This is a genomic window from Chryseobacterium pennipullorum, from assembly GCF_003384725.1.
GTDB classification, from domain to species: Bacteria; Bacteroidota; Bacteroidia; order Flavobacteriales; family Weeksellaceae; genus Chryseobacterium; species Chryseobacterium pennipullorum.
The window spans coordinates 25,989-44,532 of sequence record NZ_QNVV01000002.1 but is presented as its reverse complement, the minus strand read 5'-3'; the positions used below and the strand labels follow the sequence as shown (position 1 = coordinate 44,532).

At 39.3% G+C, this 18,544-nt stretch carries 20 protein-coding genes; 7 read left to right on the top strand and 13 right to left on the bottom strand.

Features of this window, described 5'->3' with window-relative positions; all coding sequences use genetic code 11:
* The first annotated feature begins 54 nt into the window (after positions 1-54).
* Entirely contained in the window at positions 55-1,113 is a 1,059-nt protein-coding gene (locus DRF67_RS02630) for a diphosphomevalonate/mevalonate 3,5-bisphosphate decarboxylase family protein (RefSeq protein ID WP_115926389.1), read from the top strand.
* Positions 1,114-1,183: 70 nt separating this feature from the next.
* On the opposite strand, the gene DRF67_RS02625 is transcribed toward DRF67_RS02630, so the two are convergent.
* Complete coding sequence (locus DRF67_RS02625) at positions 1,184-2,266, bottom strand: endonuclease/exonuclease/phosphatase family protein (protein WP_115926387.1); 1,083 nt, start codon at positions 2,264-2,266, stop codon at positions 1,184-1,186.
* 117 nt (positions 2,267-2,383) lie between these two features.
* Between DRF67_RS02625 and DRF67_RS02620 the strand changes: the two genes are divergently transcribed.
* Both DRF67_RS02620 and gloA2 read left to right on the top strand, forming a co-directional pair.
* Positions 2,384-2,824 carry a nuclear transport factor 2 family protein gene (locus tag DRF67_RS02620; protein WP_115926385.1) on the top strand — a complete coding sequence of 147 codons (441 nt, stop codon included), beginning with the start codon at positions 2,384-2,386 and terminating at the stop codon, positions 2,822-2,824.
* A 65-nt stretch (positions 2,825-2,889) separates the two neighbouring features.
* Positions 2,890-3,267 carry an SMU1112c/YaeR family gloxylase I-like metalloprotein gene (gene gloA2, locus DRF67_RS02615; RefSeq protein ID WP_115926383.1) on the top strand — a complete coding sequence of 126 codons (378 nt, stop codon included), beginning with the start codon at positions 2,890-2,892 and terminating at the stop codon, positions 3,265-3,267.
* A 2-nt stretch (positions 3,268-3,269) separates the two neighbouring features.
* On the opposite strand, the gene DRF67_RS02610 is transcribed toward gloA2, so the two are convergent.
* Positions 3,270-3,653, bottom strand: coding sequence for a DUF1634 domain-containing protein (locus DRF67_RS02610; RefSeq protein ID WP_115926381.1), 384 nt, complete (start codon positions 3,651-3,653; stop codon positions 3,270-3,272).
* A complete protein-coding gene (locus DRF67_RS02605) occupies positions 3,653-4,483 on the bottom strand; it encodes a sulfite exporter TauE/SafE family protein (protein WP_115926379.1) in 831 nt (276 codons plus the stop codon). Before DRF67_RS02605 ends, DRF67_RS02610 begins: the two co-directional genes overlap by 1 nt.
* Before the next feature lie 97 nt (positions 4,484-4,580).
* On the opposite strand from DRF67_RS02605, the gene DRF67_RS02600 reads away from it, so the two are divergent.
* Entirely contained in the window at positions 4,581-5,132 is a 552-nt protein-coding gene (locus DRF67_RS02600; RefSeq protein ID WP_115927038.1) for a DUF1543 domain-containing protein, read from the top strand.
* Between the two features lie 24 nt (positions 5,133-5,156).
* Positions 5,157-6,272 carry a 5-(carboxyamino)imidazole ribonucleotide synthase gene (locus DRF67_RS02595; protein WP_115926377.1) on the top strand — a complete coding sequence of 372 codons (1,116 nt, stop codon included), beginning with the start codon at positions 5,157-5,159 and terminating at the stop codon, positions 6,270-6,272.
* 45 nt (positions 6,273-6,317) lie between these two features.
* Here DRF67_RS02595 and DRF67_RS02590 read toward each other — a convergent pair whose 3' ends face one another.
* From DRF67_RS02590 to DRF67_RS02565, 5 genes are all read right to left on the bottom strand, one after another.
* Positions 6,318-7,127, bottom strand: a complete 810-nt coding sequence (locus DRF67_RS02590) for a hypothetical protein (protein ID WP_115926375.1) — start codon at positions 7,125-7,127, stop codon at positions 6,318-6,320.
* 165 nt (positions 7,128-7,292) lie between these two features.
* Positions 7,293-7,931, bottom strand: coding sequence for a hypothetical protein (locus DRF67_RS02585; protein ID WP_123912698.1), 639 nt, complete (start codon positions 7,929-7,931; stop codon positions 7,293-7,295).
* 16 nt (positions 7,932-7,947) lie between these two features.
* Entirely contained in the window at positions 7,948-10,071 is a 2,124-nt protein-coding gene (locus tag DRF67_RS02580; protein WP_115926371.1) for a cation:proton antiporter, read from the bottom strand.
* Positions 10,072-10,078: 7 nt separating this feature from the next.
* Positions 10,079-10,645: a hypothetical protein gene (locus tag DRF67_RS02575; RefSeq protein WP_115926369.1), complete on the bottom strand. Its 567-nt coding sequence runs from the start codon at positions 10,643-10,645 to the stop codon at positions 10,079-10,081.
* A 212-nt stretch (positions 10,646-10,857) separates the two neighbouring features.
* A complete protein-coding gene (locus DRF67_RS02565; protein WP_115926365.1) occupies positions 10,858-11,766 on the bottom strand; it encodes a DMT family transporter in 909 nt (302 codons plus the stop codon).
* Positions 11,767-11,997: 231 nt separating this feature from the next.
* Here DRF67_RS02565 and purE point away from each other — a divergent pair, with 231 nt between their 5' ends.
* Positions 11,998-12,501 carry a 5-(carboxyamino)imidazole ribonucleotide mutase gene (gene purE / locus DRF67_RS02560; protein ID WP_115926363.1) on the top strand — a complete coding sequence of 168 codons (504 nt, stop codon included), beginning with the start codon at positions 11,998-12,000 and terminating at the stop codon, positions 12,499-12,501.
* A gap of 49 nt (positions 12,502-12,550) precedes the next feature.
* Here purE and yiaA read toward each other — a convergent pair whose 3' ends face one another.
* The 4 genes from yiaA to ahcY all read right to left on the bottom strand — a co-directional run bounded on the left by yiaA (position 12,551) and on the right by ahcY (position 16,195).
* Positions 12,551-12,940: an inner membrane protein YiaA gene (gene yiaA, locus DRF67_RS02555; RefSeq protein ID WP_115926361.1), complete on the bottom strand. Its 390-nt coding sequence runs from the start codon at positions 12,938-12,940 to the stop codon at positions 12,551-12,553.
* Between the two features lie 139 nt (positions 12,941-13,079).
* Positions 13,080-13,880: a hypothetical protein gene (locus tag DRF67_RS02550; RefSeq protein ID WP_115926359.1), complete on the bottom strand. Its 801-nt coding sequence runs from the start codon at positions 13,878-13,880 to the stop codon at positions 13,080-13,082.
* 110 nt (positions 13,881-13,990) lie between these two features.
* Positions 13,991-14,779, bottom strand: coding sequence for a hypothetical protein (locus DRF67_RS02545; RefSeq protein WP_115926357.1), 789 nt, complete (start codon positions 14,777-14,779; stop codon positions 13,991-13,993).
* Positions 14,780-14,881: 102 nt separating this feature from the next.
* Entirely contained in the window at positions 14,882-16,195 is a 1,314-nt protein-coding gene (ahcY, locus tag DRF67_RS02540) for an adenosylhomocysteinase (protein ID WP_047094722.1), read from the bottom strand.
* 165 nt (positions 16,196-16,360) lie between these two features.
* Here ahcY and DRF67_RS02535 point away from each other — a divergent pair, with 165 nt between their 5' ends.
* On the top strand, positions 16,361-16,879 hold the full coding sequence (locus tag DRF67_RS02535) for a HugZ family pyridoxamine 5'-phosphate oxidase (protein WP_115926355.1): 519 nt from the start codon (positions 16,361-16,363) through the stop codon (positions 16,877-16,879).
* A gap of 75 nt (positions 16,880-16,954) precedes the next feature.
* On the opposite strand, the gene DRF67_RS02530 is transcribed toward DRF67_RS02535, so the two are convergent.
* Positions 16,955-18,373 carry a cysteate racemase gene (locus DRF67_RS02530; RefSeq protein WP_228435718.1) on the bottom strand — a complete coding sequence of 473 codons (1,419 nt, stop codon included), beginning with the start codon at positions 18,371-18,373 and terminating at the stop codon, positions 16,955-16,957.
* Between the last annotated feature and the right edge of the window lie 171 nt (positions 18,374-18,544).

Genomic DNA, 18,544 nt, shown 5'->3' with positions numbered 1-18,544 from the left:
TACAAAGAATCTATGATGGCTGGTTAAAAAAGTATCAATCACTTAAATAAAACAATGACGACACAAGAATTTATAGGAAAAGAAAATTTTAACATTCATACGCAAACGGTTTCAGAAAGCTGTCCGTCTAATATTGCCCTGATTAAATACTGGGGAAAATACAAAGATCAGATTCCTGCCAATCCGAGTATCAGCTATACATTAAATCATTGTAAGACCAATACTTCAATGGAATTCGTTGCGGACGAATCTTTTTCTGTACAGACATTCCTGGCAGGCAGTGAAGAAGTGAAATTTGCCGAAAAAATAGAAAAATATTTCAGAAATATAGAGCAGTATCTTCCATGGATCTTAAAAGGAAGATACATCATCAGAACAGAAAATACCTTCCCGCATAGTTCGGGAATTGCGAGTTCCGCATCGGGATTTGGTGCCATTGCCAAATGTCTGATGAAACTTGATGAAATGTTTGCAGGTAAGATTTCGGAAGAAAAATCTTTAAGAAAAGCTTCTTTTTTAGCCAGACTGGGAAGCGGAAGTGCCTGCAGAAGCTTATACAACGGATTGATTGTCTGGGGACAAACAGAAGAAGTTCAGGGAAGTTCTGATCTGTTTGCCGTACCCTATCCCGATGCTGAAATTCATGAAGTTTTCAAGCGTTTTAACGATTGGGTTTTGTTGATCCATGAGGGGCAGAAGAGTGTTTCTTCCACGGTAGGGCATGGTCTGATGAATACGAACCCGTATGCGGAGAGAAGGTTCCAGGAGGCTAGAGAAAACTTTATCCCGATGAAGGAGATCCTGAGAAGTGGAGATATGGAAGGCTTTATCAAACTGGTAGAACACGAAGCGCTCACTCTTCATGCGATGATGATGATGAGCGATCCTGCGTTTATTCTTATGAAAACCGGAACACTGGCGGTGATCAATACAATCTGGGACTTCAGACAGAAAACCGGATTGCCTTTGTTCTTTACTCTGGACGCGGGAGCTAATGTACACCTTCTTTTCCCAAGCAATGGGTCTGAAGAACAGATTAAAGACTTTATAGAAACGGAATTATTACAGCACACTCAGAAGAATGGAGTAGTGAAGGATGTGATGGAGTTTTAAACCGGCAACTGATTCCGAAATTCGATACGTAACAAAAAATAGTATACAAGTGGGCTGTGGCCCACTTTTTTTAATCTTCAGTGACTACGGCATCGCGGCCGCCATCTTCCTCTTTTCCTTCCTCGATAATTTTTTCGGCTTCGGCTTTTTCTTCAGATGTGGCGGTTTCTACCAGATCCTCCTGCTCATCATTATGGTGGTCTATGAAAAACTCACAGTATACCGGAAGGTGGTCTGATCCAAAATTTTCCAATGTTTTCAGCTGTTTAATAAAAATATCCTCACTGTGAAACATCAGGTCGATAGGAAATCTTAAAAGACGGTATCGGGCATGAAAGGTAGACACAAAAGAATGTCCGATTCTCGGATCGATCAGATGGCTGGTTTTTCTGAAAAGAATGGACGATTTTGACCATGCAACATTATTGAAATCTCCAACGACAATGACAGGTTTTTTGATATCCTTTACTCTTTTGGCCGTACTTAGCAGATCACCATCTCTTTCTTTTGAAGTCTCTTCCTCCGTAGGACTTGGTGGCGGGGGGTGCACGCCGAAGAAGACAAAGGGAAAACCATCTTCGGTTTTCATATGTACTTCAATACTGGGGATGTCATCCGCTACAAAATAATGCGTTCTGGCCTCTATGATCTTTATTCTGGAGTAGAAATGCATTCCGTACGTATTTTCAAGTGTTACCTTATGCTGGTAGGGATATTCTTTCTCCATAACCCTCAATGCCTGTTCCCAGTCACCATTGCTTTCCATCGTCATAAAAAAATCAGGATTGTATTTGTCAATAAGGGCTGAAAACCTGCTGTATTCTTTATTGAACTGATAGACGTTTGCAGAGACAAAATGCAGTTTTTCCGAAGACTTATAGCGTTGTGTATGCTTTTTTACGGGGTAAATCGGAGTATACCGGATGAGGATATGGCTGTGATGAATAAACAGGACAATCAACAGACCCTGATAATACCACAGGTGATCTGTAGCATCTACGAAAAAACCCAGCATGAAAGTGATTGCTATAAGGTAAGTAACCTGTATTTTGGCAAATTCAGGAACTCTAAATATCCAGTGCGGGTTCTGTATTTTAGGAAGTACAGTTAAGACCAGTAAAAGTAGGGCAAGAATCAGATAAATAATCCACATATGACAAATCTTTGGCTAAAATAATTTTTTTTTGTAACAATTCAGGTATAATGAATTTTAAAATTTGTTAATCAGTTACATTTTATTTTTCCTACTTTTATTTTCTAAATCTATCCTATGAATAAAATAGCTGGCGTTCTGCTTCTGATCAGTGTTTCCTGTTTCGGCCAACAGAACCAGGACATAGAAAAACTGATCCACAACTTGTTTCTGGCGATGAAAAATACAGATCCGGTGCTGATGAAATCTGCTTTTGCTGAAAATGCAGTTCTTCAGACTATTACCAAAGACGGAACGGTAAAAAATGAAAATATTGAAGATTTTATAACATCGGTTTCAAAGTTCTCAAAAGGAGATCTCGAAGAAAAGATCAGGATAGAAGCAATCCATACCGATGGTAATCTGGCAAGTGTTTTTACGCCTTATTCTTTTTATTTAAAAGGTAAGTTTTCCCACTGTGGCGCTAACAGCTTTCAGCTGGTAAAACAAAATAACGAATGGAAGATCCAGTATATTATTGATACCCGGAGAAAAGATAATTGTAAGGAAATACAATAGGAAATAAAAATCTGATATTTTAATCAGGTGTTTATTGGGGTCAACAATCCTAAGAAAATATAAAAATGAAAATTCATCATATTGCCATCATCTGTTCAGATTATGTGGCTTCAAAAAGATTTTATACAGAAATTATTGGTCTGAATATCATTCGGGAGGCTTACCGCGAAGAAAGAAAGTCTTATAAACTGGATCTCGCTATCGGGGATCACTATGTGATTGAACTGTTCTCCTTTCCGGATCCGCCTCAGCGCCCATCAAGACCCGAAGCCTGTGGCCTGAGACATCTTGCCTTTTCGGTTGAAAATGTCACCATAAAACGGAACGAGTTGATATCGAAAGGACTGATTTGTGAAGAGATCCGCATCGACGAGTTCACCGGAAAAGAATTTTTCTTTACCCAGGATCCCGATCAGCTGCCGCTGGAGTTCTATGAAATATAAAGCTAGTGCGCGTAGCCCGCAAAGAAGCTCACCGCCATAATCGCTAAAACAATCGAAGAAATGACTACATATACGTAGTCTTTTTCTTTTAAGTAACCTATTAAGGCAAAGATAATTCTCATCAGAGGTGTAAAGATGAGCAGGAGAATTCCCAGCTGAATAATGGCCATTCCTTCTCCTTTGCAGAGGGAGGTCCAAAAGTGGCTCCATACTTTTTCAGAAGAAGTTCCCACAACTAAGCTGGAATATTTTTTAGGCATTTCAAAGCCTTCAGTAAACAGTTTGATAAATCCGATCAGCGAAGTCGCTACAGACAAAATAACCCCTAGCCTCAGAAGATTTCCTACCGAACGGTTCAGATCTACATCTGTAAAATTCTTTTTCATTATCTGAAGCTTTTGTTGATACCGTTATACATCATATAGACCGACAGAATGGTGATCACGATGGCAAAAAACACTTTTAATTTTTTGGTTTTAGAAACCATCAGCGTTTTGGAGCCGATAAAGCTTCCAACGACAACTCCAATCAGTACCGGAGCGACAATTACCGGGATGATCTCACCCCGTTGAAAATAGATCAGGGCGCTGGCCACTGCTGTTACTCCGATCATAAAATTACTTGTCGTGGTAGATACTTTGAAAGGCAGCTTCATCATATTGTCCATGGCTAAAACCTTCAGAGCGCCAGAACCTATACCCAGCAATCCGGACATGGTACCTGCAAACATCATCATTAGAAATCCCGGAACCGTATTTCTTGCCGAATAGCTTTTCAAAATTCCTTTGTCAGGAAATGTTCCGTAAAGTTTTAACTTTTCTTCAAGACTTCCTTTTACTAAGGGTTCCTGATGATCAGGTTTTCCTTTAAGGTTTAATATAACAGTAAGAAGAAGGATGCTGGCAAAGATAATTCCTATGGTATTCGGATTTAGCATTCCCGAAACAAGGGCCCCCATAATAGCTCCCGCAGTAGTGGCAATCTCAAGGAACATTCCTATTCTCATATTGGTAAAGCCTTCTTTAACAAAAGCCACAGCGGCACCGGAAGAGGTACCGATTACAGAGATAAGCGAAGCGCCGATAGCATAATGCATCGGAACCCCAAAACCTAATGTTAATAAAGGAATAATAATGACTCCTCCTCCTAAACCCGTAAGTGAACCTAAAAGACCGGCGGAAATAGCACCCAGGAAGAGTATGATAATTTCTGACATACTACAAATAATGTTACAAATATAAAATTATTGCGGTAGTCTGCCAAACATTTGAAAAAGATAAATTTAACGTATTTTTGTATGCATAAAAATGGATATGAAATTATTTTATGTAATCCTAGGTGCAACACCCAAGGGAAGAAACATCGAACAGCACGATGTGTTTTTCGGAATTGCAGAGAGCCTGAAGGACCTTGTTCCGGATATGAAGGACTTTTGGAAGGAAGCAGAAGGAAAGATTCATCTAGATTGTTACCAGGAAGTGAAATTTGCTGACGGATATGAAGTGGCTATTGTAGAGAAGGGGGAAAAATCATCAGAGAAACAGTTGTACTTCCTTAATCTGGGAGGGTATAAACCGGGCTTCTTTGAAGAATTTCATGAGCAGCATTTAATGGTGGGAGAGTCTATGGGAGAGATCGTGAAAAGAGCAAAAGGGACTGAATTTTACCAAACGATGGGATTTGAAGGCGCAGTAAGCCATATTGATGATAAACATGGGGTGGATATTGACGATATCTTTAATGTGAATGATATTCTTCCTGAGACTATGAAAGAAAAATATTCCATCATTCTTAAAGAATCGGATGCAGAAAATCAGGAAAACCCGATGGGACTCGGGTATTTAAAAATTGATAAGATTCAGTAAAAGTAAATCTAATAAAAATAAAAAATGAAAATAGGAATTCTGGGAGGCGGACAGCTGGGAAGAATGTTGATACAGAGCGCGCTGAAGTATGATGACGAGTTTTATACTCTGGATCCCGCTTCAGATGCACCATGCCACAATATATCATATTTTACGCAGGGAAATTTCAATGATTACGAAACCGTTTTAAATTTTGGAAAAGATAAAGATGTCGTAACCATTGAAATAGAACATGTGAATGCCGATGCATTGGCTGAGCTTGAAAAACAGGGTATAAAAGTGGTTCCCAATGCCAGTATCATCAGAACGATTCAGCAGAAGATTCTTCAAAAAGAATTTTATAAGGCTCATGACATTCCAAGCCCTGAATTTCAGGTGATATGGAACAGTGATGACAGGATTATCATGTCCTTACCGTTTGTTCAGAAAATGAATACGGGAGGTTACGATGGAAAAGGGGTGCAGGTCATTAAAAATGAAGATGATTATCAACATCTGTGGAAGGAGGCTTCAGTGATTGAACATCTTGTAGACATCGATAAGGAACTTTCCGTTATCGTAGCCAGGAATGAAAATGGCGAAACCAATACATTTCCGGTCACTGAAATGGTAGCAGATCCAAAGCTGAATCTGTTGGATTTCAATGTATGTCCGGTCCTTCTGACAGAAGATGTTCAGCGCCAGATCTATTTGATCACAGAAAAGTTTCTGGCAGCTGTCAATTCCCCAGGATTGTTTGCGATAGAATTATTCCTGGATAAAGAAGGAAAAGTATGGGTTAATGAGACGGCTCCAAGGCTTCATAATTCCGGACATCAGAGTCAGGAGGGCAATACCAATTCACAGTTTGAGCAGATGTACCGTGTTGTGAAAAACCTTCCTTTGGCAGATACGGACGCGATTACCTACAGCGGAATGCTGAACCTTGTGGGAGCTGAAGGCTACGCAGGAAAGGTGATCTACGAAGGCATGGAAGAGGTGCTGAGACTCCCTGAAACCTATATCCATCTCTATGGAAAAACGGAAACCAAGCCCGGTAGAAAAATGGGGCATATCAATGTGCTGGCCGATTCCAGAGAAGAGCTGATGGAAAAGCTTGTGATGGTGAAGGGAATGGTGAGAGTCATTGCTGACTCATAAACACTAAGTAAAAAAAATAGCTGCAGTTTTACCTACAGCTATTTTTTATGGTTTTTTAGTAATTGCTATACTATCTTTTTTATAGTTGTATTTCATATATGTTTTCAGGGCAGTTGAATAGATGGAGAATTCCTCCAGCTTTGTCATAGGGGCATACAATTTAAAAGTACAGATATCTGTTGCAGATATGAACGGGCTTGTCTTTAAATGACTATGGGTGGAAGAAGTAATACTACCTTGCTCTCCCAAATCAAAAGCCGGAATTAATCTGGAATGAAACCTTTGACTGGAAGTAATCTTACCTTGCTTATCTGAAATAAAAAGGTAATCATTTCCAAATGGGATTACTCTGCTCTGAGACGTACCTGGAATTAGATAAATTTTATAATTTTCATTAAATGGAATGATCGCCATATTCAGGCTGTAGCCTTCAGGGGCACTTACCTCATATTTTGGATCTGACAACTGCTGAATAATTGCAGTGCGGAGGTTTTTTAGAGCGTTTTCAGTTTCAGTAAGCAGCCTTTGTTCAAAAGCTTTCTTTACCGGCTTGCTCTGAGTACCCAGAAAAGAATATTCTGCCAAAACAAGATTCTGATTTTTATTAAAAAAAACTGTTTTTACGGTATCAGATGTTTTGTATGTCAAATAGCTGCCAACACCTTCATGTATTTTTTTATATTTACGGATCAGGTCACCTGATATCCATGACGAATTTTCATAAGAGAACAAAAGATTTCCTTCCGCTTTGATGGAGTCTAGTTTCTGTTGAAGTTCCTGATCGGAATATTTAATTTCCTGTGCGGAGATAATCATTGTGATAAAGAGCAAAAGAAGCGTAAAAATGTGTTTCATGTTTTTTTGTGAAAATAAGGAATTAATCAGTATGTACCAGCATGATTTATTTCCAATAGATTTAACAGTTTATTATAGTTCATGTCGCAATACATGAATAGGAGCGGGCTTCAGCCCGCTCCCAAGTATAAATTAAAACGTATGGCCGTCTATATTTTTTTTAAATTATAAAGACCTAATGTCTTTTTCATCAGCTTTTTCAAAGATTTTTTTCTGCTCATTCCATACAAAAGCGTGGTAATATACACTTTCGGCTTCAGCCGACTCTCTGCAGATGCTGGCAATAAACAGTCTGCTCTTAGGGTTGAAAATCGCCCGTTCATCCGCAAAAAGGCAGGACGTTTCTTCTCCCAGCGGAAGACCATAAATCTTTCCGTCACGTACGTCCATCATCATTCCCATGATGCAGCTTGTTCCGCATCCGAAAATAACCGTGATATAATAGCTCGCAAAATTAGGAGTTCCGGATGCATAAGCTTCTCTGATTCTTGTCCTGAACAGAAAGGCACCTTCATCACTGGCAAAATCCAGTTTTGCTTTTTTTGTAAACGTATAACCAGGGGAAGAAAATTGATCAAAAGCAAAATCCGCAGTATCCTGGTCTTTTTCCGGCTGTTCGGAAATTGCACTTTCAGGCGCCTGTACACCGGCTGTATGTGTTTTCAGTTCGACGGCAGGTTCTGCGGCCGCAGTATCCCTCACAGAAGTTGAGGTAACATGATGGAGGACCTTTTCTTTTTTTTCTTCTTTACACGAAAATAAAAGACAGGCCATGAGCGGGATGATGAGAACTTTAATTTTCACCTGTTACAGTTTTTTATTATTTAAATATCTTCTGAATTGCATTTCCGATTTCCACAAAGTCACCATGATTTCCAACAGAACGTATTTCAGGGCTGGTTCTGTCATACTCTGAAAACGGGAAGATCAGAAGGTAATTATTATCATTCAGGTATTTGTTCAGCATTTCAGGGATAAGTCTCATTCTCGGAATGTAAGATTTCATACCGCGTTTTGCCATAAAGATAATCAAGGCTTCGTCATCTTTTAGCTGTGCTGCTGTTTTTTCACCATCCTGCCATGTGCTCATAATAATAAATTCAGCTTCTATATTGGCTTTCTTAATGATTTTTTGAAGAATATTAAGGATGTTTTCAGGAGCGTAAAAAACAACTGTAGCCCCTGAGTTTCTCGCAATATTCCATACTCTTAGCAGGGCGTGGAAGAATCCGGCTTCTTTGTGGGCGTTTTCAGGAACCATCACTGCATACCTTTTGATGGTGGAAAGGGGTTGCGCCGCATGATATACCAAGACATTCACATCATCATTCTGAAGATATCCATTGTAAAGATTATACACAAAAGATGGAGAGAATCCCTTTTCATCCTCTAAGCCTATAATAAGATCGGTTATTTTCTGCTCTTTGATCACGTTATTGACACCATTGATCACATCATTATCATACCTTTTGAGAGACTGTAGCTTGACATCAGCCGCTGCTGCTGCATCGGCTGCCTGGTGAAGAAGTTTTTCCGCATTTTTTACGGAAGACTCATTTTTATCTTCATTGATGACATTTAAAGCAAACAGATCCTCCGTATTGGAATGGGCTTTTATAAGAATTCCCAGATTGACCATTCTTTCCACGGTTTCCTCGTGATTGATGGCCAGCAGAATATTTTCTTCTTCATGGCTATTTCCGGAAACAGTATCTTCATTGTCTGTTTGTGCAATTTTTTGAGCACTGGACATTGATACGAATGATGAAATCGTACACGAAATCAAGATCAGTAAAATACTACCGTTCAGGACGTGCTCATTCAGTAACCTGATCGGTTCTCCGGTTTCGGTTTCGGAAATGATAATATTATAACCTACCATTACCGTAGCTAAAGTGGCTGCAGCTGAGGCAGAACTGAGTCCGAAAATAAGTTTTCCCTCTTCTTTCGTAAATTTAAATGTTTTTTCGGTAATGATGGCTGATATATATTTACCACCAATGGAGGCCACCAGCATAATCGCTGCTACTTTCAGCGTCTCAAAACTTTTGAAGAATACGGTAAAATCAATCAGCATTCCTACACTGATCAGAAAGAAGGGGATGAATATCGCGTTTCCAACAAACTCCACCCTGTTCATCAATGGAGATGTATGTGGGATCAATCTGTTTAATGCCAATCCGGCAAAGAATGCCCCGATAATGGCTTCTACGCCGGCAAGCTCGGCAAGCATAGCGGCCAGATAAATCATGACCAGTACAAAAATGTATTGTGAAATTTTATCATCGACCTTTTTAAAGAACCACCGGCCTATAATAGGAAAAACAATCAGGACAATAAGTGCAAAAAGGATAAAAGATACCGATAATTTGACCCAGAATGAGGTGCCTACATCTCCTTGTACCATCCCAACAACTACTGCCAATACCAATAATGTCGCAATATCTGTGATCATCGTTCCGCCCACAGTGATATTCACTGCCTGATTTTTAGCAATTCCAAGTTTGCTGATCAATGGATAAGTAATAAGAGTCTGAGAAGAAAACAGGCTGGCAAACAAAACAGAAGTCAGCACTGAAAATCCCAGCAGGTAGTAAGCTCCAAGGTATCCTAAAATAAAAGGAAAGATAAATGCATATCCTCCATATCCTAAGCTTTTCCATTTGTTCTTTTTAAAATCACCCATATCAATTTCCAGCCCGGCCAGAAACATAATGTAGAGAAGGCCTGTCGTTCCGGTGACTACAATACTGCTGTCGCGGGAAAGCACATTGAAGCCGTTGGGACCAATAATAGCTCCGGCAATAATGAGTCCCAGCAGGTGGGGAACTTTTATTTTATTAAGCAGCAATGGCGCTGCAAGGATGATGACCAGTACCAACAGGAACTTCAGTACCGGATCTTCTATAGGAAGACTCAGATTGTGTATACTCAGTAAAATCATAGGTGTTTTATTTTGTGGAACGGACTAATTCAACAGAGAATTTGGCGGTACAGCCATCAGATACAATGGTTCTTGTTCCCTTGATCTTGTTATCAGAAATGTCGTTAAGAAGGACGTTCATTTCTACATTTTTTTTAGCAGTAGAATCTGTTTTATAAGAAAGTTTAATCTCATTGTTTTCAAACTTTCCGGTATACAGCCTTACCAGATTATTGTTGTTGATAATTTTGGTAACAGGTTGTGTAGGATCATTATCGAATTCCCAGATATCTGTACGCTGATCTCCGATGGCATAGTCGCTGCAATTAGATTCTATACAGATTACTTTGCCATTCCATGGACCTGAAATTTCATCCGGCCAGGTAGCTGCTATTACCACCGAATCTTTTTTGGCAAATATGCTGTCTCTCATCATAAGCAGAGCCTGATATTCGGATTCTTTCTTAGCGAATATTTTTTCTTTTTCCAGCAATTGCTTTTCCCGGTCGGTAAGGTTTTTCTCTTTCTCTTTGTAATTGCAGCTTACCAGAAGAAAAGAAGCTGCCACTAATAAAATAAATGTATTTTTCAGCATGTTGTAGGGTTGAGTATACAATATAGGAAAAATGATGGAAATATAAAACCTTACCTCAAACCTATTTCAATTGAATTGTTTGTAATAATCTGCAATACAGTGGAATGGGTTGGTTTAAAAAAGCTGAATTGTTACAAACACCGAAAGGCCGGTAATGATAAAAAGCCCATCATTCTTGATCTTACCCTGGCTCACTGAAAATAAAACAGTACTTACTGCTCCAACCTCTGTTTTTTGAACATGGCCGGATTATAATTAATGATAAACACACCACAGATAATAAGGACAGCAGCAATGATAAACTTCGCTGTGATTTTCTCATCCAGGATCAGCCAGCTCAAAAAGATGGAGATGACCGTATTGATATAAGCGAGTATGGATACCTGGACGGGTGAAACTTTGGTTAAAGCATAATGGAAAGCAAAGAATGCAGCTACAGAACCAAAAATTGATAAATAGAGCATGGCAGAAATACTCCGCATCGTCCAGTTTCCAAAATTATAATTTTCTGAAAACAGGAAAGCAAAAATAACCTGAATAATCCCTGCAAAAGCAAACTGATAAAAAAGATTTAATGAAATATTGCCGCTCTGTATATTTAATTTTTTTGTGAAAATAGTCCCTGAAGCCCAGCCCGCAATGGCAATAAATAAAAACAGAATTCCAAGGGCATAATCGGGGTTTTTAAGATCGTTAATACCGTCCCAGAAAATAAACAGAATGCCACTGAAGCACAGCAGAACTCCGGCGAAGGCCCGCCAGCTGAATTTCTGAAGCCCCAGCGCCATGCTTCCAAAAAATACGAGGATAGGGGAGCAGGCACTGATGAGCGAGGTAAGGCTGCTCGTCACCTCTTCTTCTGCTACAGTCGTCATTCCGTTGGCAATGACAAGCATCAACACGGAGAAAATAATCTGATATTTTAGACTGTTCCAGCCAATCCATCTGAACTCTTTGCGATATAGAAGAATGAAAAGCATAATCACAGAGGCCAGAGATTGGCGTATCCCTGCCACAAACCACGCAGGAATCGTTTCCACGGCGATGCGGATGGATAAAAATGTGGTTCCCCAGACAACTGCCACTGTAAGTATGGCCAGGGTAAGCTTATAATCTTTCAAAATTTCAATAGGGTATTAGTACAAATATATCCATTTGGCAAAACGTCAGATGGGTACAGATGCTGCTATTTATACGAATACAGATGAAAAATTTAAGCCAAATTGATTATTTTAAAGATTAAAAATGAATTGGCCGCAAATGATGATGGAAGATAAAGCAGGAGGCCGCTGCACTTCATCTTCCGGTCTTCAATTTAATTTTTTATCTTTGACAATCTAATCAAATTGAAGATGGTAGGAATTATTATGGGCAGTCAGAGTGATCTGCCGATCATGGAACAGGCAGCAAATTTTCTGAAAAGCCTGGATATCCCGTATGAATTAACCGTAGTATCAGCTCACAGAACACCTGAAAGAATGTTCGACTACGCAAAAACGGCAAAAGAGAGAGGCTTGAAAGTAATTGTTGCTGGAGCCGGAGGGGCTGCGCATCTTCCGGGAATGGTGGCAAGTTGCACGACACTTCCGGTAATTGGGGTTCCGATTTTATCCAGTAATTCTATCGACGGATGGGATTCTGTATTATCTATTCTTCAGATGCCCGGTGGAATACCTGTAGCAACTGTTGCTTTGAACGGAGCTTTAAATGCAGGGATCCTGGCAGCTAAAATTTTGGGTAGTGCTGATGAAAAAGTGGCCGAAAACCTTCAGAAATATCAGGATTCTTTAAAAGACAAAGTATTGGGGACGGTGGATGATATTAAAAATCAGCACCCTAATCATTTCGATATATAGTTGTAAGTAAAACATACAAAAACTCTCCGGTTTTCCGGAGAGTTTTTTATTATTCGATCATATTATCTCTTGTATTTTTCTGAACAGCAATAGCTCCAAAAAGTGCCAGAAGAAATGCAAATGCATAGAATCCTTTCTCACTTGGAAGGATGGTGGCATTCCAAAGTCCTATGGCTAGCAGTACGATAGAAGATAAGGTCGCGAACCAGCATATTCCGTAATAAATATCGGTTACCTGGATGTTTTCTAATCGGTCCCGAACAGCTTTCTGAAGTGAAACAACAGCAAATAAGCCATATAGAAGAATGGTAAAGTAATAGCCTTTTTCGTTAAGCTGCATTTCAGCCCTTGCAAGCCCTACAATATAACCAATCATTCCAGCCCCTAATGCAACCCATGATGCAGCGACAAATGCATTCGATACTCTTTGTTTTTTCATGTATTAATGTTTTATTTAAGGCGTTAAATATATTCATTTTTTAGAAACAAGGCTCTATATAAAAGCGAAATATGGGAAAAATACGGATTGTGGAAATCAGCTCATAAAATAAAAGCTCTCCGAATTGGAGAGCTTAGTATTATTGAATAATATATTCGTAAGTACGCCTTACAAACTCATTGCCATTGTCATCTTTTCCTACGACCAGAGTGGGTAACTGAGAATTATTGTATTCTACTTGGTAAGTGATATTTTGAATTTGAGTCCAGTTCCCCGAAGTATATTTCGTGCTTATTTTTTCTGTAGTAGAGAGATTTTGGCTTAAAAACTCCGGGCCCCCTATAAAAACTCTTACATATTTATTAATCAAAGAATAAGGATTGACATTGCTATCATAGGAAAATTCTCTTTTTAAATGGTAAGGACTGCCAATGCCGTCACCTTGTGAATTTTCTTCCGAAACATTATCCCCGATATATAAAAATGACTTGGTAAATGGATTTGTGCAATTCGAAGATTTACAAATAGATATGCTGCTCACCTTAGCGTTGCTATATGTTATTGTTGTATTAAAGGTACTGGTGGGATATATTGTTTTGACCATAGTAAGCTGATCGCCGTTGTAGTGACAGGTTTTATAATATACTCCTGTACCATCTGGTTTCTCATAATTTACTTTTAAAGGTTTACCAGTAAGATCATATTCCAAAACGGCAATCCTATTTTCTGACGACATTTTGACGAGCTGCTTTTGGCTATTATAATCGAGTTTTACAACATCTGTTGAGGGATTTGTAGAATTTGCATGATAAACAGTCGTAGTCTTACTTAATAATATTTGAGGTTCGGAAGTATTGGGGTCATTATTTTCTTCAGTATTGGTACTACAGTTGAATAATAAAAATGAACTCATCAACCCGATACATAATTGTGTTTTCATACACTAATGTTTTTATTTTAAAGGAGAACTACTATATTCATTATAAAATTAAGCCTAGGTGATGGCGAAAATATTAAGTCATGAAAGGTCTCCAGGTTGAGGGCTGACTATTATTGAGAGATGTATTCGTAAATGTACTGAACAGAAAGATTACCGTCAGATCCTTTCCCTATTGCCTGGACAGGAAGTCCTGTGTTATTATATTGTATCGTGTAGGTGGTGGTTTCACCTGGACTCCAGCTTCCGTTTTGAACTCTGGAACTGCTTTTATCGATTAAGTAATTGTTTGTACTTAAGGTAGCAGCCCTTCCCATCATGATCCTAAGATATTTGTTGACATTAGAATAGGGACTTTGTTTATTATCATAAGAAAATTCGCTTTTAAAAGCTAAGCCGTATGTTCCTGATGTAACATCGGTTTCCACTGAAACATTGCCTCCGCTATAGGTAAAGGAAGAAACACGCGGATCTGAGCAGTCTTCCGACTGACAAAGGGTAGAAGAGGTAAGCTGCCCGCTTGCATTATAGGCATACGAATAGGTTCTGGAAAAGCCCGAATTTGTGTAGACCGCTTTATTGGCCGTCAATCGATCTCCCTGGTAATAAAAATTAAGATAATACTCCATTACCTGCTTATCATTGTAATAGGTGGTCTTCACAGGCTTTCCATTGTTATACTCAAAAATGCTGGATCTGCCTTTAGACTGCATTTTCACGAGCTGTCCCTGACTGTCATATTCCAATGTTTCTACCACCGTTTCAGGTGCAGATGGGTTATCATAATAAATAGTAGTGACTTTGCTTAGTAATAATTTTTTTTCCGGCTCATTGTTATCGGTACTGCAGCTACTGAACAAAATGGCTGAAGTCATCAGTCCCAGAACTAAGTGTTTTTTCATCTGATTTGTTTTTTTTTGGGCAAAAATATAAAATGTCTGGCAGGTTTACACAAAAAATCCCACTATTTTAAAATAGTGGGAGTATATCAGATATTTGTAATCTTAGTATCTGTAGTATTCAGGCTTAAATGGTCCCTGTACTTCTACCCCGATATATTCTGCCTGCTCAGGAGAAAGAGTTTCCAGCTCTACGCTTAATTTCTTAAGGTGCAAAGCAGCTACTTTTTCATCCAAATGCTTAGGAAGCATGTATACTTCGTTTTTGTAAGCAGCAGAATTGTTCCAAAGTTCGATCTGAGCCAAAGTCTGGTTGGAGAAAGAATTGGACATTACAAAACTTGGGTGTCCTGTTGCACATCCCAGGTTTACCAATCTACCTTCTGCAAGGATGATGACCTCTTTTCCTTCGATGGTATAGATATCTACCTGAGGTTTCACTTCAGATTTCGTTTGACCATAGTTTTTGTTTAACCATGCCATATCGATTTCATTATCAAAGTGACCGATGTTACAAACGATCGCTTTGTCTTTCATTTTAAGGAAGTGTTCTCCTCTTACAATATTGAAGTTACCGGTGGTTGTAATGATGATATCTGCATTGTCTACTACCGTATCCAGTCTTTTTACTTCATATCCGTCCATGGCAGCCTGAAGGGCACAGATCGGATCGATTTCCGTAACGGTAACAATAGAACCTGCTCCTCTGAAAGAAGCGGCCGTTCCTTTACCTACATCTCCGTATCCGCAAACTACCACTCTTTTTCCTGCAAGCATAACGTCAGTAGCTCTTCTTACAGCATCCACTGCAGATTCTTTACATCCGTATTTGTTGTCGAATTTAGACTTGGTTACAGAATCGTTTACGTTGATAGCCGGCATTACCAAAGTTCCGTTCTTCATTCTTTCGTATAATCGGTGTACTCCTGTAGTCGTTTCTTCAGAAAGTCCCTTAATATCTTTTGTGAATTCAGGATATTTATCAAATACCATGTTGGTTAAATCACCTCCATCATCCAGGATCATGTTCAGTGGTTTTCTGTCTTCCCCGAAGAATAAAGTCTGCTCAATACACCAGTCAAACTCTTCCTCATTCAGACCTTTCCATGCATATACCGGAATTCCGGCAGCAGCGATAGCCGCAGCAGCGTGATCCTGAGTAGAGAAGATATTACAAGAAGACCAGGTCACTTCAGCTCCCAAAGCCACCAATGTCTCGATAAGCACAGCAGTTTGGATGGTCATGTGAAGACATCCGGCGATTCTGGCACCCTTTAGCGGCTGAGACGGTCCGTATTCTTCACGGATAGCCATCAAACCTGGCATTTCTGCCTCTGCAAGAGTGATTTCTTTTCTTCCCCATTCTGCAAGGGAAATGTCCTTAACTTTATAAGGAACGTATTGTGTTGTAGTACTCATATGTAATGAATAATTTTAAATTCAAGTGATAACGAAAGGCAAAATTACAATTTATAATTAAGATAAAAAAACGGCAGCTCATTTTCAGTTTTATGATATTATGCATGATTTAAAATTATTTAGTCTTAATCTAAATAGCTATTTTTAACCGATAAAAAATATACTATGAATCAAACCCATACAGAGAAAAAAGCTAAACCTGTTGCCCCCAAAGTAAAAGAGCTGATCAATGCTTCCCAAAGTGTAATCCTGGCGACAACAGATGCCGAAGGAGTTCCCAATTCCAGCTATGCCCCTTTTGTACAGATGGACCAGACATTTTACATTCTGGTATCTTTCATGGCCAGACACACAAAGAACCTTGCTGACGGAAGAAAGGCATCCCTTATGTTCATTGAAGATGAATCTGCTACCAAACAGATCTATGCCCGCGAACGTCTGACCATTGAAGCGGTACCTACACAGATTGAAAGAGATTCTGAGGTATGGAATACTGTAGTGGCCAGGCTTAAGGAAACTCACGGAAAAGTGGTGGATGTAATTTCCGGGATGGGAGATTTTATTTTAATTGCTTTGAAGCCGGTAAAAGGATCTTATGTAAACGGATTTGGAAGTGCGTATTTTGTAGATCAGAATTTAGAGATCGTAGAGCATAGAAACGATGCTAATCATCAGTCTAAATAGAAAAGCATACAAGATTTATACAACAGCTGCTACGATCATTGCAGCTGTTTTTTTTATGTCATCCTTAATAAATTATCAGCTTTTTGCAACGGTTACTATTTTTCTGGCAAGAAGTAAGGTGGGATCAATCAATGGAGTATTTTTTTCATTTTTAGTAATTTCAGTTTCCTCCGGAAATAGGAGAGGAAGTTCTGTACAGCCTAATATAATAACATCCGCTCCATTGCTGATAACGAACTCTGCTGCCATCAGAAGGTATTCTTTACAAGCCCCATCGGTAAACCCTGCTTTTGCTCCATATTCCCCATAAATGCTTTCCATAACATATCCCTGGTGCTTCTCATCGGGAATAATGACCTCAAGACCATATTTTTCAAGAATGTCATGATATACTTTGCTTTCAATGGTTCCGCTGGTCGCCAATAACCCGGCTTTTACAGATTGTCCAAAGTTTTTACTGATGTATTCCGCAGTGGTGGTCAGCATATTGATAATGGGAATATTCAGATGTTTCTGAATTTCCTCTACAAAGGCATGGGCGGTATTGCAAGGGATCGCAATCGCATCTGCGCCTTCAGCCTGCAACCGCTTGCAGGTAGAAAACAGGGCAATACTCGGGTCTGTTTCCTGATGAATAAGGTGGGCGGTTCTGTCGGGGATCTGAGGATTCTGTTCCACTACCATTTTGATGTGGTCCTGGTCTTTCTGAGCAGGTGTATTTCTGATGATCTTATTCATGAAGTCTACGGTAGCTGAAGGTCCTACACCGCCCAAAATTCCAAGTTTGAATTGTTTCGCTGTGCGGTCGTTATCTTGTTCCAGGGCATAATCAGCATAGATCTGGTTCACATCGAGAATATGAACCCCTCGTTTCCATAATGGCTCCACCACCAGAGACAGCTCTGTGATTCCGGGCAGGATGATATCGCAGCCTTTGCCGTAAAGTTCGGTACAGGCTTCGTAGATATATTCCAGAGAAAGCCCGTCAAAATAACCGTTTTTAATTCCCTGATCTCCATATATAGCATCCATCAATTTCCGCTGATCAGATGGGAATACCAGATCGTAATCTCGCAGATAGGCATTCAGCATATGCCCTTCTTTTACATAATCTGACGTGAGGACACCGATCTTTATTCCTGGTTTAAAACGTAAATGGATATAATGCGCCAGTGCCTTAAAAATATTAACGACCGGAATGGATATTTCTTTTTGAAGCTCTTCTAAAAATGAATGGCTGGCAAAGCAGGGGAGCATTACCTTTGTTACAGATTTGTCTTCAAAGTTTTTACAGATCGTATAGGTGTAAAATTTACGTGATTTAATATCTTCCTCCTGGTATAAAGGCAGATTCATCTGGCTATAAGGCTGCTGCTCAAATAGAAAATGATACTTCAATTGGTTTTTTAGTACCTCTTGATGCTTTAGCAGTTTAAAAAACAGGTCCCCTCCAGCCAATGTGCCGAGTCCTCCGATAACAGCGATTTTTTCCAATGTTATAGTTTTACAATCACAACAAATTTACTGCTTTTTAGTGGTGGGAATCTATTTTGTTACCATTCATTTTTTCTGGACTACCCACAATGGATGATTCGGGATATTTAAGGTTTCTTTCACGATATCTCTCATTTTATCTTTCCACTTCTTTTTACTACTTTTATCGAA

What these genes read in the sequence shown, in the direction of transcription:
- DRF67_RS02630 (WP_115926389.1), top strand. Translation starts at nt 55, where the DNA reads ATGACGACACAAGAATTTATAGGAAAAGAAAATTTTAACATTCATACG.
- DRF67_RS02625 (WP_115926387.1), bottom strand. Translation starts at nt 2,266, where the DNA reads ATGTGGATTATTTATCTGATTCTTGCCCTACTTTTACTGGTCTTAACT.
- DRF67_RS02620 (WP_115926385.1), top strand. Translation starts at nt 2,384, where the DNA reads ATGAATAAAATAGCTGGCGTTCTGCTTCTGATCAGTGTTTCCTGTTTC.
- gloA2 (WP_115926383.1), top strand. Translation starts at nt 2,890, where the DNA reads ATGAAAATTCATCATATTGCCATCATCTGTTCAGATTATGTGGCTTCA.
- DRF67_RS02610 (WP_115926381.1), bottom strand. Translation starts at nt 3,653, where the DNA reads ATGAAAAAGAATTTTACAGATGTAGATCTGAACCGTTCGGTAGGAAAT.
- DRF67_RS02605 (WP_115926379.1), bottom strand. Translation starts at nt 4,483, where the DNA reads ATGTCAGAAATTATCATACTCTTCCTGGGTGCTATTTCCGCCGGTCTT.
- DRF67_RS02600 (WP_115927038.1), top strand. Translation starts at nt 4,581, where the DNA reads ATGAAATTATTTTATGTAATCCTAGGTGCAACACCCAAGGGAAGAAAC.
- DRF67_RS02595 (WP_115926377.1), top strand. Translation starts at nt 5,157, where the DNA reads ATGAAAATAGGAATTCTGGGAGGCGGACAGCTGGGAAGAATGTTGATA.
- DRF67_RS02590 (WP_115926375.1), bottom strand. Translation starts at nt 7,127, where the DNA reads ATGAAACACATTTTTACGCTTCTTTTGCTCTTTATCACAATGATTATC.
- DRF67_RS02580 (WP_115926371.1), bottom strand. Translation starts at nt 10,071, where the DNA reads ATGATTTTACTGAGTATACACAATCTGAGTCTTCCTATAGAAGATCCG.
- DRF67_RS02575 (WP_115926369.1), bottom strand. Translation starts at nt 10,645, where the DNA reads ATGCTGAAAAATACATTTATTTTATTAGTGGCAGCTTCTTTTCTTCTG.
- purE (WP_115926363.1), top strand. Translation starts at nt 11,998, where the DNA reads ATGGTAGGAATTATTATGGGCAGTCAGAGTGATCTGCCGATCATGGAA.
- yiaA (WP_115926361.1), bottom strand. Translation starts at nt 12,940, where the DNA reads ATGAAAAAACAAAGAGTATCGAATGCATTTGTCGCTGCATCATGGGTT.
- DRF67_RS02550 (WP_115926359.1), bottom strand. Translation starts at nt 13,880, where the DNA reads ATGAAAACACAATTATGTATCGGGTTGATGAGTTCATTTTTATTATTC.
- DRF67_RS02545 (WP_115926357.1), bottom strand. Translation starts at nt 14,779, where the DNA reads ATGAAAAAACACTTAGTTCTGGGACTGATGACTTCAGCCATTTTGTTC.
- ahcY (WP_047094722.1), bottom strand. Translation starts at nt 16,195, where the DNA reads ATGAGTACTACAACACAATACGTTCCTTATAAAGTTAAGGACATTTCC.
- DRF67_RS02535 (WP_115926355.1), top strand. Translation starts at nt 16,361, where the DNA reads ATGAATCAAACCCATACAGAGAAAAAAGCTAAACCTGTTGCCCCCAAA.